Raw genomic sequence first — 13,070 nt, 5'->3', positions numbered from 1 at the left:
TGCGAGAACGACTTCACTTCCCCGCCTCGGCCGCCGCGTAGAGGGCGATGGCGGCGGCGTTGGAGACGTTGAGGCTTTCGACCGCGTCGGTGATCGGCAGTTTCGCCAGCGCGTCGCAATGATCGCGCACGTTCTGCCGCATGCCCGGGCCTTCGGCGCCGAGCACCAGCGCGACCCGTTTCGGCCCAAGCGCTTCGCCCAGCGTCGATTTGGCGTCGCCGGCAAGCCCGATGCGCCAGAAGCCGGCTTCTTCCATTTCGTCGAGCGCGCGGGCAAGATTGACGACGCGGACCCACGGCACGCGCTCGAGTGCGCCCGAGGCCGCCTTGGCCAGCGCGCCGCCTTCGGGAGGGGAGTGCCGGTCCTGGGTAACGATGCCGATCGCCCCGAACGCGGCAGCGGAGCGGAGGATGGCGCCGACGTTATGCGGGTCGGTGACCTGGTCGAGCACTAGAAGGGTGGCTTTCTCGTCCGCTTCCGACAGCAGGTCGCCGAGCCACAGGTCTTCCAGCGGCTCGACCTCGATTACCACGCCTTGATGCGGCGCGTCGTTCGGCACCAGGCGGGCGAGATCGGTGACTTCGGCGCGGGTCAGGATGACCTCGGGCGGGAAGTTCATGAAGGTGGTGGCTTCCTGCGTCGCCCAGGCTTTCAGCACCCGGCGATCAGGGTTGTCGAGCGCGGCGGCGACGGCGTGGCGGCCCCAGAAGCGCGGGCGATTGGCGCTGCCGTGGGAGGATTGATGCGACTTCTTTCGGCGGGTCATGCGAAACGCTGTAGCTTCGCCTTGCCCCTCGGTGAACCCGCGTTAAAGCCTCTCCTCATGTGGCAGCTTCTGCAATTTCCCCTGTGTCCCTTTTCCCGCAAGGTCCGGCTGGTGATGGCCGAGAAGGGCGTTCCGGCCGAACTGGTGCGCGAAAATCCGTGGGAGCGGCGGGACGAATTCGTCGATCTCAATCCGGCGGGCGAGACCCCGGTGCTGGTGGAGACCGAGCGCAACATCGTCCTGATCGGCAGCCAGCCGATCGCCGAATATTTCGAGGAGACGGTGGAAAAGGTCCCGATGATCCACGGCGACGCGGCGCAGCGGGCGGAGATCCGGCGACTGACCGAATGGTTCGATGAAAAGCTGTTCCGCGAAGTGGTCGAGCCGCTGATGGTCGAGCGGATGAGGAAGCGCCTGGTCAGCAAGGAAAGCCCCGACACGCGCGTGCTGCGCGACGCGATGCGGGTGGGCAACAACCACCTCGATTATCTCGACTATTTGCTCGACCATCGTCGCTGGCTTGCCGGGCCGGCGCTGAGCCTCGCGGATTTCACCGCCGCGGCGCACCTTAGCGTGATCGACTATCTTGGCGCGGTCGATTGGCGCGGGCACAAGCAGACCAAGGATTGGTACAGCGTGATGAAAAGCCGGCCGGCGTTCCGGCCGTTGCTGGGCGAACGGATGGAAGTGATCGTCCCGCCGCAGCATTACGACAAGGTCGATTTCTGAGGCTGATCTTCACCAAGGGCGCGGGCAAGATGGACGCGCTGGTGGTCGAGCGCGAGGGTCGCGCCGACGAGCGGATCGACTGCCCCAAGCAGGGGATCATCCCTCACGATATGGTGCATTATGCGGTCGAAAGCGTGGTCGGACGGCTTTCTCGGGATGGTCGCGGACGGAGCGCCGGCGGCGTTCACCACCAGCGGCGGAGCGGAAGAGGAAGCGGTCGAGCGGCTGGTGGAATGCTTTCAGGCCGAGATGTGGGGCGGGCGCGTACCGGCAGGCGAGCTGATCGCGGCCTATGAGCATGCCTGCGCGGCGCGGGGCCATGCGGCGGTGCCGGTCAGCGAGGCAGAAGTCGATGCCATTCGCGCGCGGCTGGACGAGCTCGGCCCGCGATGGGCAGCGGTTCCCGTGCATGGCTCACTGACGCTGGAGCTGTAGCTCCCAATTCGGAAGGCTTCGCTAACCATGATGGGCAAGCCTGTCTTGAAGGCTTGGCGCTTAGGGTGAGCCCGCTCGGTTGTAGGGGGCCAAGGCATGTTCATGGAGAAGATCGTCCGCGCCGGCCTCGAGGCCGAGGACGCGAGCGAGGGTCGGGGCGAGGGGTTCAAGCCGCGGCGGTTCGAACGGCGCGAGGTGCGCTGCCCGGTGCGGGTGCGGATCGGCAATCGCCAATATGCCGCTTATCTCGACAATGCGTCGAACGGCGGGGTCAAACTGCGCACCGGCTGCCAGATCGTGCCGGCCGAGCGGGTGATCCTGCAGATCCCCGACCTGCCGCCGATCAAGGGCGAATTGCGCTGGGTGTCGGGCCGCGAGGCGGGGGTCGCCTTTCCGCTGGTCGACGGGCTGGCGCCCTTGTCGGACTGGCTGGAGGAGCGAGCGCCCGAGCGCGGCGCGGACTGACGATCAGGCGTTGCCGGCCGCGCAGCGCTGAAGCAGCATGTCGAGCACCGAGGCGTGGATGGGATGGACGAACTCCACCCCCGCGCGGCGCCCGTCGGCCCAGCGCACCCGCGCTTCGATCGGGGCCAGGCCGGGCATCGCGACCCACACCCATTCGCCTGCGACCGGCAGATCGTCGAAGGTGAGGCAGCAACCGAAGCGCGACAGGTTGGTCGCAGGCACCGAGCGCGGGCGGCGGCCGGTCTGGCGCACGGCAAGCGCGGTCTGCACCGGCACCCGCTCGACCTTGCGCGGTGTTTCGATCCGCTCGGGCAGTTCGGGCGCGAACGACACGCCGATCCCGTAAGCATTGTGCCAGCGCACCACGCCGGGGATAGCGCCGCGGCGAAGCACGGTGAGATCGACCGCGTCACCGCGTTCCAGCGGGGCGGCGGTTTGCAGCCGGCACCCGCCGTAGGACATGTTGTCGATGACAAAGTCATGCGCCTTGGCTTCCTGGCCGGGGCGGGTCAGCCAGCCCGGCAGGGAAACCGGGCGACGTTCCTCGCGCGCCGGATGTTCGGCGGGCGCGGCAGGTTCCAAGGTGGCAAGGTTGGGCACGAACGACTCCGTCGATGAAAAGAGCAATTCGCGTCTTTAGTAACGAAGATCAGTTGCGATAAAGGGGCGGATCGCGGCTGTGCCAGTCTGGCTCAACTCCGCGCGGCGGCTACCAAGTAGTTGAGGCTGAGGTCCTGGCTGAGATGCAGCCCGCGGGTCGGGGAAAAGGCGATGCCGCGCGTGGCGGTGACGGTAAGGCCGGCTTGCGACAGCAGGGCTGTGAGCTGCTCGGGCGCGAGGAATTGCTCGTAATGATGCGTGCCGCGCGGGATTCGGCCGGTGCCTTCGGCGAGCGTGATGGTCAGCAGCCGCGACCAGGCGGTGCGGGCGGGCGTGCTCATGACGAGGAGGCCGCCGGGGGCGAGGCGCTGTTCGAGGCTGCGGACAAAGGCGGCGGGGTCGGCGACATGTTCGATCACCTCGAGCGCGGTGACGAGGTCGAACTGGCCCTCGAGCGCCGCGACTTCGCCCGCGACATAGCGGATGGCGAGGCCGGTCTGACCGGCGTGGGTGCGGGCGGCTTCGATCAGTTCGGGCGCGGCGTCGATGCCGGTGACGTGCGCGCCGAGGCGGGCAAGCGGCTCGGCCAGCAGCCCCGCGCCGCAGCCGACGTCGAGCGCCGTGCGACCCTCGAGCGGACGCAGCGCGCGTTCGTCGGCGGCGAAATGATGGTCGATCGCTTCGCGGATAAAGCCGAGGCGGACCGGGTTCAGCTTGTGCAGCATGGCCGAGCTGCCCTTGGGGTCCCACCAGTCGGCGGCCATCGCGCCGAAGTGGGCGGCTTCGTCGGCGCGGATGCTCGTGCTTGTTTCGACCATCCCGCGCCTCTAACAGGCAAGCCGCTTCAACCCAAGGATTGCCGCCCGACCCATGGCCCGCATCGTGATGAAATTCGGGGGCACGTCGATGGCCGGGATGGAGCGCATCCGCCATGTCGCCGAGCGGGTGAAGCGCGAGGTCGAGGCCGGGCATGAGGTCGCGGTGGTAGTCTCCGCGATGGCGGGCGAAACCGACCGGCTGGTGCAGATGTGCCGCGAGGCCGCGCCGCTCTACGACCCGCGCGAATATGATGTGGTGGTGGCCTCGGGCGAGCAGGTGACCAGCGGCTTGCTGGCGATCACGCTTCAGGGGATGGGGGTCAAGGCGCGCTCCTACATGGGCTGGCAGCTGCCGATCCGCGCGTCGGGTCATGTCAGCGCGCTGATCGAGGATATCGACGTCGCCGTGCTCGACCGCGCATTCGCAGCGGGCGGGGTGGCGGTGATCCCGGGGTTTCAGGGCGTGACCGGCGAAGGCGCGTTGGCGACGCTCGGCCGGGGCGGTTCGGACACATCGGCGGTGGCGCTGGCGATCGCGATGAAGGCCGATCGCTGCGACATCTATACCGACGTCGATGGGGTCTACACCACCGACCCGCGCATCGTCCCGCGGGCGGCGAAGCTCGATCTCGTCACTTACGAGGAGATGCTCGAGCTGGCGTCGGTCGGGGCCAAGGTGCTCCAGACCCGCTCGGTCGGGCTGGCCATGCGCTTCAACATGCCCTTGAAGGTCTTGTCCTCGTTCGAGGACCGGCCGGGCACGCTTATCGCCGGGGAAGAGGCGGTCGAGGAATCGAACATGGAACGCAACATCATCACGGGCATCGCTCACGACCTCAACGAAGCGCGGATCACGTTGCGCGGGCTGCCCGACCGGCCGGGCGCGGTGGCGGCGATCTTCCGCCCGCTGGCGGCGGCCAACATCAACGTCGACATGATCGTCCAATCGGTCGCGCGAGCGGGCGAACCGAGCGATCTCACCTTCACGGTGCCGACCGCGAGCCTGCCCGAGACGGTCGCCGAGCTGGAGACGATCAAGGATGCGGCAGGCTTTACCGATATCCTGACCGATACCGACGTGGTGAAGATCAGCGCGGTGGGCGTGGGGATGCGGTCCAACGCCGGGATCGCGGCCAAGATGTTCGACACGCTGGCCGAGCGGGGGATCAATCTCCTCGCCATCACCACCAGCGAGATCAAGGTCAGCGTGCTGATCCCCGAAGCCTATACCGAACTGGCGGTGCGCGTGCTGCACACCGCGTTCGGCCTCGACCAGGAGCGCGTTGCTTGAGCCGTTTGGATACCCTGATGGCGCGCGGCGCCGAGTTTCTGGGCACGCGCTACGCCATTCTGGGCGGGGCGATGAGCTGGGTCAGCGAGCGCAATCTGGTGGCGGCGATCAGCAATGCCGGCGGGTTCGGCGTGATCGCCTGCGGGGCGATGAACCCCGAGCTGCTCGACACCGAAATCGCCGAGACGAAGAAGCGCACGGACAAGCCCTTCGGCGTCAATCTCATCACCATGCACCCGCAATTGAACCAGCTGATCGATGTCTGTGGGCGGCATGGGGTCGGGCATATCGTGCTTGCGGGCGGCTTGCCGCCGAGCGGGGCGATCGACCGGATCAAGGGGACGGGCGCCAAGCTGATCGCCTTTGCGCCTGCGCTAAGCCTCGCCAAAAAGCTGATGCGATCGGGCGCGGACGCGATCGTGATCGAAGGGATGGAAGCGGGCGGCCATATCGGGCCGGTCTCGACCACCGTGCTGGCGCAGGAAATCCTGCCGCACATGGCCGAGCAGATCCCGGTGTTCCTGGCCGGCGGGATCGGCCGGGGCGAGGCGATCGCGGCGTATCTGGAAATGGGCGCGGCGGGCGTGCAGCTCGGCACCCGCTTCGTCTGCGCGACCGAAAGCATCGCGCATGCCAACTTCAAGAAGGCGTTCATCCGCGCCAGCGCGCGCGATGCAGTGCCGAGCGTACAGATCGACCCGCGCCTGCCGGTGATTCCGGTGCGCGCCTTGAAGAACAAGGAAACCGAGCGCTTCGCCGCCAAGCAGCGCGAGATCGCCGAGCATCTCGACGGCAAGCGCTTGGAAATGGCCGAAGCGCAATTGCAGATCGAGCATTATTGGGCGGGCGCGCTCAGGCGGGCGGTGATCGACGGCGATGTCGAAACCGGCAGCGTGATGGCTGGGCAGTCAGTTGGCATGGTGACCAAGGAGCAGCCAACCGCCGAGATCATCGCCGAGCTGGTGGCGGAAGCCGAAACAGCGCTCGAGCGGCGGAGCTAAACCAGTCTCGTATCAAAACGAGACAAGGGCCAGAATAAATCCACTCGCAGACCCCGCCCACCCGAATTAATGCGAATTTAATTAGCTCGGGGGTTTACGAAATGATTCGCAAGACTGTCGTTGCTGCCACTCTGGCGGCCGCGTTCGCTGTATCGACACCCGCTTCGGCGGCCGTGATCACCTTCACCGGCAATTCGCCCGGCGACGGCGCGGATGGCAACGTCCGGGCCTTTTCCGCCGACGGCATCACGGTGCAGGCCACCGCCTGGTCCTACACCGGCTCGACGCTCGAAACAGCGTATCTTGGTTCGTTCAGCAGCGGTCTTGGCGTGACCAATCCGACCGAAGGCGACGGATCGGGCAATGCCCATGCGGTCGACAATTACCTGCGCAACGATTTCATCCTGCTGGTCTTCAACCAGGCGGTGAACCTCTCCTCGGCCAAGCTCACGCCCTACAGCCAGAACGGGCAGGCGCTGGACAATGACGCTTCGGTCAGCTTCGCCACCGCGAGCGGATTGTTCGCCAGCACGGTGCCGGCGACCACGGCGATCGCGACCAGCAATGCCGTCTTCACCGCGCTCAACGGCAATTTGTGGAACGTGTCCGGCAACCTCGGCACCGGCTTCCAGACCAATCTGGCGTCGGGCAGCAACGCCGGCAATGTCTGGCTGATCGGTGCGGCGCGGAGCAATTCCGACAACGTCCTCGATGGCTTCAAGCTGAGCGCGATCACCGTCACCTCGGCGGTGCCCGAGCCCGGCACCTGGGCGATGATGCTGGTCGGCTTCGGTGCCATCGGCGCGTCCATGCGTCGCCGCCGGACCGCCGTCCTGCGCGTCGCCTGACCTGGGCGGCGGCGGCTGACGAAAGCCATCGCCAAGGCCCCGCCTCGCTCGTAGAAGCAATCCCCGCAAGCGCGACGCAGCGGGGACCACGGGCGACACGATGACCAGCCACTATCGCACCCTGGGGGTCGATCCCAAGGCCGATCCGGTGGCGATCCGCAGCGCGTATCTGGCTCTGATGCGGCGCTTTCACCCCGATGGCGGCGGGGCGGAGGCCGATCCGGCGCGGGCCAAGGCGGTAACGGCCGCGTGGGACGTGCTGCGCGATCCCGAGCGGCGGGCAGCCTATGACGAGACGCGCCAGGCGCGGTTCCAGCCGGGCGGCGCGATCGCCACCGGCGAGCGGGTGCGCGGCGGGGCGACGGGGCGCAATCTGTTTCTGCTGCTGGCGGCGGGCACGATCGGGCTCGGCTGGTGGGCGCTCGGGCAACCGCAATTGATGCCGGCCCCGAAGATGGCCGACATGGCGACGCGTCCGGCGGCGGCGGCGTTTGCCGAGCCCGATATTCGCCCGGCCGAGGATCGCGCGGCGATGCATCGGCGGATCGCGCCGGAAGAGCCAGCGCCGCCGGCGCCCCGGGCCGACCAAGAACCGGAGGTTGAGCGTCCGGTGGTGGTCACACCGCCGCTTCCGGTCAGCGCGCCGCCGCGCTTGCCGACGCGAAGCGCCGAAGCCGAAGGGCAGCAGCGCCGACCGTCTGCGTCGAAGGTTGAGGTTTCGGTTGCGGCGCCGGTGGCTTCACGGAGCGACGTGCGGGCTGCGGCGCCCGCCCCGGCGCCCGTCGACGCCAGCCCGAAGGTGGAGCTGGCGCCGCTCGAACGGCATCTCCAGATCCTGACTGATCAGAGCTTTCGCTATGGCACCGAGGCCAAAAGGGCTCGGCTGACCACGACTCGCGAGACGTTTCTCGCGCGCCTCCGCGCCTGCGACACCGATGTGTGCAAGCGCGACGCCTATCTCCGCAGGAATGCGGAGATAGGCGAGATCATGCGCAACTAAAGCCGGATCAGAACCGGAAGCTTGCGGTGGCCTTGACGGCGTGGCTGCGGAAACGCTCGTCGGTGCGCTGGAACTGCGTCCCGGCGGCGTTGGTCAGGACGAAGGGGTTGGTCGCCGGCGCGGTGCCGCGAGTGACGTCGATGCGGTTGTCGCCATCGTCCTTGATCGACGAATAGAGATACAGGATTCCGACCGAGAGGCCGCCGCCGAGACGCTGCTCGGCACCGCCGCCGAGACGATAGCCCCAGCCGTTGGTGCGCGTGTCAGTGACCGCAAAGGCATTCGCCGTGTTGCTGCTGGTGAAGCTGTTGCGGAAGCGGCCGTGCACCGCGCCGCCCGTTGCGTACAGCAGGGCCGAGCCGACCGGAACGCCGACGCGGGCGCGGATGCCGAAGCTGTCGCGCAGCTTGCGGGTCAGGACGTAATTGGCAGGCGTGGTCGAAAAGGCCGACACGCTGTCTTCGAGGCTGGTGCGGTCATATTCGCCGACCACGCCGACGACGACGCCGCCGAAGTCCATGTCATAACCGATGTGAGCGCCGCCTTCGAGCGCCTGGTCGCCATTGTCGCAGCCGCCCTGCGGGCTGACGCCATTGGCGCGACCGTCACAGAAGCCGGGCGAAAAGGCGTTGGCGCCGGTGCCGGTGCGAACGGTATCAGCGAACGTGCCGTCGCGATTGGTGTCGAAGCGGACCTGCGGATTGCGGTCGTTGTCGATGTTGGTGACGCCGATCTGGCCGCCGACATAGGGGCCGGTCCAGCTGGTGGTGCGGTCCTGCGCCTGAGCGGAGGTGGCCGTCAGGGCAATGGCGAGAACAGACGCTGCGGAAAGAATACGCATGTAGGAAGTGCTCCGATTTTTGTGTGATTGCCCTCATTACGCATGAGCCGCCGCAACGGATGCGGGTGATCAGGTCGGTGCGCCGGAAGTGTGGCTCGGGCGCCACATCGCTTGGCCCGATGGCTTGATCCTGTTAGCGCCGTTCCTATGCCCTCTGCCGCCAATGCCGCTCGCGAGATCCTGACCGGGCTTCACCAGCTGATGGCGAAGCGCGGGTCGGCGCAGGCCAAGCTCGACATGACGGTCGATCTCATCGCCGAGGCGATGGCGAGCGAAGTGTGTTCGATCTACCTGCTGCGCGACCAGTCGCTGGAATTGTTCGCGACTCACGGCCTCAACAAGGAAGCGGTGCACGTCACCCGCCTGTCGCCGGGCCAGGGCCTGGTCGGGACGATTGCGGCCGAGGGCCGGATCCTGAATCTTGCCGAGGCGAGCAATCATCCGGCGTTCGCCTATCGGCCGGAAACGGGCGAAGACCGCTTTCACAGCTTTGCCGGCGTCCCGATCATCTTTCGTGAGCGCGGGGTGGGGGTGCTGGCGGTGCAGCATGCCGACCCGCGCGCTTATGCCGATGTCGAGATCGAGGCGCTGCAGACGGTGGCGATGGTATTGTCCGAGCTGATCGCGGGGGCCCGGCTGGTCGACGGGACGGTGCGTGGCGGCGGGCAGCGCGAAGGGATGGTCCGCCTGGCGGGGCTGAAGCTGGTCGCCGGCATGGGGCGCGGCATGGCGGTGTTCCACGAGCCGCGGGTTGTGGTCGAGCATACGGTGAGCGAGGATCCCGAGCTTGAGCGAAGCCGGGTCATTTCGGCGTTCGCCAAGATGCGGACGCAGATCGAGAACATGACCCGTGAGGCGGAATTCGGCACCGCCGGCGAGCATCAGGAGATCCTCGAAACCTACAAGATGTTCGCGTATGACGAGGGCTGGGTCCGACGGATCAATCTTGCCATCGACAGCGGGCTGACCGCCGAAGCCGCGATCGAGCGGGTCCAGCAACGCACCCGTTCGCGGATGCTGGAGATCGACGATCCGCTGCTGAAAGAGCGGATGCACGACCTCGAGGACCTGTCTAACCGGCTGATGCGAATCGTCAGCGGGCGGATGGGGACGGCGGCGCAGACCGGGCTGCCGGGCGATTCGGTGCTGATCGCCAAGAGCCTGGGGCCGGCCGAACTGCTGGAATATGACCGCCGCCGCCTGAAGGCGGTGGTGATGGAGGAAGGCTCGCTCACCGCGCACGTCACCATCGTCGCCCGCGCGATGGGCGTGCCGGTGATCGGGCGGGTCAAGGACATCGGCCAGATCGCGGCCGAGGGCGATACGGTGCTGGTCGACGGCAATCAGGGCAGCCTGGTGGTGCGCCCGACCCGGGCGACGGTGACCGCCTTCGACAATCGCATGGCGATGGGCCAGAAGCGGCGGGCCGAATTCGCCGCCATCCGCTCGATGCCGCCGATCACCAAGGACGGGGTCCGCACGACCCTGATGGTGAATGCCGGCCTGGCCGAGGATGCGGGCGCGCTGGACGCGACGGGCGCCGACGGGATCGGCCTGTTCCGCACCGAGTTCCAGTTCCTCGTGTCCGCCGCCTTGCCCGGCCGCGATGCGCAATATCGCTTGTATCGGCAGGTGCTGGATGCGGCGGGCGACCGGCCGGTGGTCTTCCGCACGGTCGATATCGGCGGCGACAAGGCGCTGCCGTATCTGAACGACGTGGTCGACGAGGCCGAGAACCCGGCCATGGGCTGGCGTGCGCTTCGCCTCAGCCTCGAACGCTCGGCGTTGATGAAGGCGCAGGCGCGGGCGCTGATCGAGGCTGCGGAGGGGCGCACGCTGCGCGTCATGTTCCCGATGATTTCCGAGCCGTGGGAATATGAGGAAGCGCGCGCCCTGTTCGAGCAGCAGGTCGAGTGGGTGCGGGCGCGTCGGCCGGGGCCGGCGCGGATCGAATATGGCGCGATGCTGGAAGTGCCGAGCCTGGCCGAAATGCTCGACATCCTGTTGCCGCGCATCAATTTCCTGTCGATCGGCACCAACGACCTAACGCAATTCCTGTTCGCCGCCGACCGCGCCGATCCGCGGCTGGCGATGCGCTACGACTGGCTGAGCCCGGCGATCCTGCGTTTTCTCCGCCGGGTCGCGCGCGAGGCATCCGCGGCGGGGGTGACGGTGCGGGTGTGCGGGGAGATGGGCGGCCGGCCGCTGGAGGCGATGGCCTTGGTCGGGATCGGGATCACCAATTTCTCGATCACCCCGGCGGCGATCGGGCCGGTCAAGGCGATGATCCGCTCGCTGGACGCGCAGGCGATCGGCAACAAAATGGAAGCGCTGCTGGCCAAGCCGCCGCGCGACATGCGCAAGACGCTGACCGACTGGGCGAAGCGACACGCGATCGCGTTGGACTGAGCCCTTCTGATTGACGGGGCCTGCTCACCTCGCGACAAGGAGGGGCAAAGCCTGGGGAGGGTATAACGCGCGTGGTGGATGAAGTGACGAGCGAAGCCGGCGGTACGGCCGGGGAGCAATTGCGTAATGCGCGCGAAGCGCAGGGCATTACCCTGGAAGACGTCGCGGCGCGGACCCGCATTCCGACCCGTCACCTGCAAAGCGTCGAAGATGGGGAGTGGGACAAGCTTCCGGCGCCGACCTACACCATTGGCTTCGCCAAGAGCTATGCAAGCGTGGTCGGGCTCGATCGCAACGCCATCGGCGAGACGCTGAAGGCCGAAATGGGCGGCGGCGCGCTGGCCGCGCGGCCCGAAGCGCAGGTGTTCGAGCCGGCCGATCCTGCCCGCGTGATGCCGCGCTGGGTGGTGGTGCTGGCGCTGCTCGCGCTGGTCGCCGTCGCCGCCGCCTTTCTGTGGAACCGCAATCGCGAACTGACTCCCGACCAGCCGGTCGCCGAAGCCACCGCGCCGGTGCCGGGAACGCCGGCGCCCGGAACGCCGGTCCCGGCGGCCGCGCCCGCCGCCAACGGGCCGGTGGTGATCACCGCCAACGAGCAGGCCTGGATCCAGGTCAGCGAGCGTGGCGGCCGGACCCTGTTCCAGGGTGAGCTGGCGTCGGGACAAAGTTATGAGGTGCCGGCCACCGCCACCGCGCCGGTGCTCCGGACCGGGCGGCCGCAGTCGATCCGCATTTCGGTCGGCACCGCCGATGCGCCGGCGGTCGGTGCGCCCGACCGGACGGTCAGCAACGTCTCGCTGCTGGGAGCCGACCTGATGCGTGGCCCAGCGGCAACGCCTGCCGCTCCGGCCGCCCCGGCGCAGCGCTAGTTCATTGACCGTCAAGGCCGGTCGCAGCACAGAAATGACGTCATGACGCGCAAACTTCTGCTGGGCCTTTGTGCCCTCACCCTCACCGTTCCCGCCACCGCCCAGAAGCAGCAGCCGACGGCCGAAGACCGGCTTTATCGGCTGGAGCGGCAGACCCGACAGTTGCAGCGGCAGGTGTTTCCCAAGGGCCAGCCGGCCGACACCGCCGGGTTCAGCGATGCGCCCGCCGCCAGCCAGACGGTGGTGGTCGCCCAGTCGGCGCGGATCGATGCGCTGGAGCGCCAGCTGGCCGAAATGACCCGCTTGTCGGAAGAGAATGGCAATCGCGTCGCGACGCTGGAGACCGAGCTGGCGCGGCTGAGGACCGAGTTCGACGCGCGGATCCGCCAGCTCGAAGCCGGGGGAGCGCCCGCGCCGGCCGCCACCGCCGCCGCCGAGCCCGCTGCAGAGCCGGTCGTCGCCGAAGCGACCCCGGCGCCGCGTCCCGCCGCTCAGCCGCCGCGCCCGGCGCGGACCGGTGATGCGGTGGCGGATGGCGAAGCGGCCTATGACGCGGGCTATCAGCTGTGGCTCCAGAAGCGCTATCCGCAGGCGGTGACCGCGCTGAAGGCGATGGCGTCGAGCTTCCCCGGGCATCGCCGGGTGAGCTGGGCCAACAATCTTGCCGGCCGCGCGCTGCTCGACAGCGGCAAGCCGCGCGAGGCGGCCGAGGCGTTGCTCGCCAATTATCGCGGCAATCCCAAGGGCGAGCGCGCGCCCGACAGCCTGTTCTATCTCGGCCAGTCGCTGGTCGCGCTGAAGCAGCCGGCGCAGGCGTGCAAGGCGTATGCCGAGCTCGAGGAAGTCTATGGCGCGTCGATGCGGGCGGACCTGAAGTCGCTTCTTCCCGCCGCCAAGAGCCGGGCGGGGTGCTGACGCACTTCGTCGTCCCGGCGACGGCCGGGACCTCGGTCGATGGTTCGACGACCGCTTGAGATCCCGGCCTCCTCCGGGACGAC

Annotated in this window: 15 protein-coding genes; 10 read left to right on the top strand and 5 right to left on the bottom strand. The window is 68.0% G+C overall.

Annotation, left to right across the window (positions count from 1 at the left end):
- Positions 1–13: 13 nt before the first annotated feature.
- A complete protein-coding gene (gene rlmB, locus V6R86_RS01355) occupies positions 14–766 on the bottom strand; it encodes a 23S rRNA (guanosine(2251)-2'-O)-methyltransferase RlmB (RefSeq protein ID WP_338501368.1) in 753 nt (250 codons plus the stop codon).
- A 57-nt stretch (positions 767–823) separates the two neighbouring features.
- On the opposite strand from rlmB, the gene V6R86_RS01350 reads away from it, so the two are divergent.
- Complete coding sequence (locus V6R86_RS01350; protein ID WP_338501366.1) at positions 824–1,495, top strand: glutathione S-transferase family protein; 672 nt, start codon at positions 824–826, stop codon at positions 1,493–1,495.
- Here V6R86_RS01350 and V6R86_RS01345 read toward each other — a convergent pair.
- Positions 1,474–1,602 (bottom strand): hypothetical protein, encoded by a 129-nt coding sequence (locus tag V6R86_RS01345; RefSeq protein ID WP_338501363.1) that lies wholly within the window; start codon positions 1,600–1,602, stop codon positions 1,474–1,476. The two genes, V6R86_RS01350 and V6R86_RS01345, sit on opposite strands and share 22 nt — an antisense overlap.
- A gap of 13 nt (positions 1,603–1,615) precedes the next feature.
- Between V6R86_RS01345 and V6R86_RS01340 the strand changes: the two genes are divergently transcribed.
- Together V6R86_RS01340 and V6R86_RS01335 are read left to right on the top strand one after the other, a co-directional pair.
- Complete coding sequence (locus tag V6R86_RS01340; protein WP_338501361.1) at positions 1,616–1,930, top strand: hypothetical protein; 315 nt, start codon at positions 1,616–1,618, stop codon at positions 1,928–1,930.
- Positions 1,931–2,032: 102 nt separating this feature from the next.
- Complete coding sequence (locus V6R86_RS01335) at positions 2,033–2,395, top strand: PilZ domain-containing protein (protein ID WP_338501360.1); 363 nt, start codon at positions 2,033–2,035, stop codon at positions 2,393–2,395.
- A gap of 3 nt (positions 2,396–2,398) precedes the next feature.
- Here V6R86_RS01335 and V6R86_RS01330 read toward each other — a convergent pair whose 3' ends face one another.
- Complete coding sequence (locus tag V6R86_RS01330; protein ID WP_338501358.1) at positions 2,399–2,995, bottom strand: PilZ domain-containing protein; 597 nt, start codon at positions 2,993–2,995, stop codon at positions 2,399–2,401.
- Positions 2,996–3,087: 92 nt separating this feature from the next.
- Complete coding sequence (gene ubiG, locus V6R86_RS01325) at positions 3,088–3,813, bottom strand: bifunctional 2-polyprenyl-6-hydroxyphenol methylase/3-demethylubiquinol 3-O-methyltransferase UbiG (protein ID WP_338501356.1); 726 nt, start codon at positions 3,811–3,813, stop codon at positions 3,088–3,090.
- A gap of 52 nt (positions 3,814–3,865) precedes the next feature.
- On the opposite strand from ubiG, the gene V6R86_RS01320 reads away from it, so the two are divergent.
- The 4 genes from V6R86_RS01320 to V6R86_RS01305 all read left to right on the top strand — a co-directional run bounded on the left by V6R86_RS01320 (position 3,866) and on the right by V6R86_RS01305 (position 7,953).
- Entirely contained in the window at positions 3,866–5,104 is a 1,239-nt protein-coding gene (locus tag V6R86_RS01320; RefSeq protein ID WP_338501355.1) for an aspartate kinase, read from the top strand.
- A 17-nt stretch (positions 5,105–5,121) separates the two neighbouring features.
- Positions 5,122–6,105 carry an NAD(P)H-dependent flavin oxidoreductase gene (locus V6R86_RS01315; protein WP_338505361.1) on the top strand — a complete coding sequence of 328 codons (984 nt, stop codon included), beginning with the start codon at positions 5,122–5,124 and terminating at the stop codon, positions 6,103–6,105.
- A 101-nt stretch (positions 6,106–6,206) separates the two neighbouring features.
- A complete protein-coding gene (locus tag V6R86_RS01310; RefSeq protein WP_338501353.1) occupies positions 6,207–6,953 on the top strand; it encodes a PEPxxWA-CTERM sorting domain-containing protein in 747 nt (248 codons plus the stop codon).
- Between the two features lie 100 nt (positions 6,954–7,053).
- Positions 7,054–7,953 carry a J domain-containing protein gene (locus tag V6R86_RS01305; RefSeq protein WP_338501352.1) on the top strand — a complete coding sequence of 300 codons (900 nt, stop codon included), beginning with the start codon at positions 7,054–7,056 and terminating at the stop codon, positions 7,951–7,953.
- A gap of 7 nt (positions 7,954–7,960) precedes the next feature.
- Here the strand turns inward: V6R86_RS01305 and V6R86_RS01300 are convergent, their stop codons facing one another.
- On the bottom strand, positions 7,961–8,794 hold the full coding sequence (locus V6R86_RS01300; protein WP_338501349.1) for an outer membrane protein: 834 nt from the start codon (positions 8,792–8,794) through the stop codon (positions 7,961–7,963).
- Between the two features lie 147 nt (positions 8,795–8,941).
- On the opposite strand from V6R86_RS01300, the gene ptsP reads away from it, so the two are divergent.
- The 3 genes from ptsP to V6R86_RS01285 all read left to right on the top strand — a co-directional run bounded on the left by ptsP (position 8,942) and on the right by V6R86_RS01285 (position 12,987).
- The gene (gene ptsP / locus V6R86_RS01295) at positions 8,942–11,203 is read left to right on the top strand and encodes a phosphoenolpyruvate--protein phosphotransferase (RefSeq protein WP_338501348.1); all 2,262 of its coding nucleotides are present in this window, start codon (positions 8,942–8,944) and stop codon (positions 11,201–11,203) included.
- A 71-nt stretch (positions 11,204–11,274) separates the two neighbouring features.
- Positions 11,275–12,072, top strand: coding sequence for a helix-turn-helix domain-containing protein (locus V6R86_RS01290; protein ID WP_338501346.1), 798 nt, complete (start codon positions 11,275–11,277; stop codon positions 12,070–12,072).
- Positions 12,073–12,114: 42 nt separating this feature from the next.
- Positions 12,115–12,987 carry a tetratricopeptide repeat protein gene (locus V6R86_RS01285; protein ID WP_338501345.1) on the top strand — a complete coding sequence of 291 codons (873 nt, stop codon included), beginning with the start codon at positions 12,115–12,117 and terminating at the stop codon, positions 12,985–12,987.
- Positions 12,988–13,070 lie beyond the last annotated feature (83 nt).

It is taken from the genome of Sphingomonas kaistensis (assembly GCF_036884275.1).
Classification (GTDB): Bacteria; Pseudomonadota; Alphaproteobacteria; order Sphingomonadales; family Sphingomonadaceae; genus Sphingomicrobium; species Sphingomicrobium kaistense_A.
The sequence above is the reverse complement of the archived record's forward strand: the minus strand, read 5'-3'. Positions and strand labels throughout refer to the sequence as shown.